General features: G+C 74.7%; 2 protein-coding genes. Both read right to left on the bottom strand.

From position 1 onward, the window contains the following. On the bottom strand, window positions 1-707 hold a 707-nt coding region (locus HMPREF3105_RS11510; protein WP_070709716.1), incomplete at its 3' end, for an IclR family transcriptional regulator. A 22-nt stretch (window positions 708-729) separates the two neighbouring features. Then, a complete protein-coding gene (locus HMPREF3105_RS11505) occupies window positions 730-1,860 on the bottom strand; it encodes a histidinol-phosphate transaminase (protein ID WP_180971872.1) in 1,131 nt (376 codons plus the stop codon). Window positions 1,861-1,983: the final 123 nt, after the last annotated feature.

The raw sequence follows: 1,983 nt of genomic DNA, 5'->3' as shown, positions 1-1,983 counted from the left end.
GCCTCGCGGGGGACGACGACCCCGAGCGCGGCCGCCGCCACGCCGTCGGCCCCGCGGACCGGCACGGCGACCCCCCGGGACTCCTCGTCCAACGCGCCGTCCACGGCCGCGTACCCCTCCCGCCGCACATCCGCCAGAAGCGCTCGCAGCCGCGGCTCGCTGGGCGTGGCCACCCGCGCCCGCACGCCCGCGGGCACCGCACGCCCCGACTCGAGGGGATGGTGATCCACGACGGCGCCGAGCCGGTCCCGGTGCCGGGCGATGAACCGCTCCGCCGTCTCGACCGGGGCGTGGGCGAGCAGCACGAGTCCCAGGGCGGTGGTGAACGGCGGCAGCCGACCCGCGACGTCCGCCTGGTTCACCACGGCCCCCTGGGAGGAGAGCCGGGCGAGCACGAGGACGCCGTCGTCGTCGAGGACCGCGAGCTGCGTGTGCTGCCGCAGGACCGACTGCACGTCCACGAGGAACGGCATGGCCGTCCGGGCCAGGGACATGCTCGGCGCGCTCCGGGAGGCCATCTCCCACAGCCGCAGGCCGGGCCGGACCACGCCGTCCTCGTCCTTCTGCAGCAGCTCGGCGCGCACCAGCCGGTCCACCCACCGATAGGCGGTGGCCAGGGGCAGCTCGGTGCGCCGGGCCAGGGCCGCCACGGTCAACACCGGACGCTCCGCGTCGAACGCGAAGCGGACCCGGATCAGCCGGTCCAACGTGCCGCTCGCGCCGGCCCGCTCACGTCAGGAAGTCGCGCGCGACCTCGAGGAAGCGGTCGTTGGCCTCCTTCTCGCCGATGCTCACGCGCACGCCCTCGCCCGCGAACGCCCGGACGGACAGGGCCTGGGCCTGGGCGGCCTCGGCGAACGCCTGCGTGCGCTCGCCGAGCGGCATCCACACGAAGTTGGCCTGCGAGGAGGGCAGGTCCCAACCGGCCTCGGCCAGGGCGGCGGCGACGCGCTCGCGCTCGTCGACGACGACCTGCACGCGCTCGAGGACCTCGTCCAGGTGCTCGAGCGAGGCGATCGCGGCCTCCTCCGCCACCGTGGACACCGCGAACGGGGTGGCCACGGTGCGCAGGGCCTTGGTGATCTCCGGCTGCGAGACCGAGTAGCCCACGCGCAGATTGGCGAGGCCGTGGGCCTTCGAGAAGGTGCGCAGCACGACGACGTTCGCGTGCTTGCGGTACATCTCCAGGCCCTTGACCGCGTCCTCGTCGCGGACGAACTCCACGTACGCCTCGTCGATGACCACGAGGATGTGCGCGGGCACGCGCGCCAGGAAGTCCTCGACCTCGGCGGTCGTGAGCACGGGGCCGGTCGGGTTGTTGGGGGTGCAGAGCAGGATCACGCGGGTCCGCTCCGTGATCGCCTCCAGCATGGCCGGCAGGTCGTGGCGGTGGTCCGCGGTGAGCGGCACCTGCACGTCCACGGCACCGGCGGTGCGGACCACGATCGGGTAGGCCTCGAAGGAGCGCCACGCGAAGATCACCTCGTCGCCCTCCCCCGCCTCGCCGTGGCCGGCGAAGGCGGTGATGACCTGGGCCAGGGCGCCGAGGGAGCCGGCACCCGTCACGACGTCGTCCGCCGGGACGTCCAGGTGCGCGGCCAGGGCCTGGCGCAGGCCGGTGGAGAGGGTGTCCGGGTAGCGGCAGAGGGTGCTGGGCGCGCCCTCCGGGCCGGTCACGACCTGACGCACCCGGTCGATCACGCCGGGCACGGGCGCGTAGGGGTTCTCGTTCGAGGAGAGCTTGTAGGGGTGCAGGCCCGGGACGGCGACCGGCGGCTTGCCGGCGGCGTACGGCGGCAGCATGCCGACCTTCTTGTGGGGCGCGACCACGGCGGGCGTCTGCTGTGCGTCATCAGTCATGGCCACCAGGGTAATGCGGGCCGCGGACGCTGTGATCCGCCGCACGGGCCCCGGACGCGGCGCCCCGGGGTTCAGGCTGCGCCGAAGGCGACGGCGACGGCCCGGGCCGCCTCACCGAGCCGG

It is taken from the genome of Micrococcus sp. HMSC31B01, assembly GCF_001816085.1.
Taxonomy (GTDB): Bacteria; Actinomycetota; Actinomycetes; order Actinomycetales; family Micrococcaceae; genus Micrococcus; species Micrococcus luteus.
The sequence above is the reverse complement of the archived record's forward strand: the minus strand, read 5'-3'. Positions and strand labels throughout refer to the sequence as shown.

Coding starts and splice junctions, on each gene's coding strand:
- HMPREF3105_RS11505 (WP_180971872.1), bottom strand. CDS start 1,860: ATGACTGATGACGCACAGCAGACGCCCGCCGTGGTCGCGCCCCACAAG.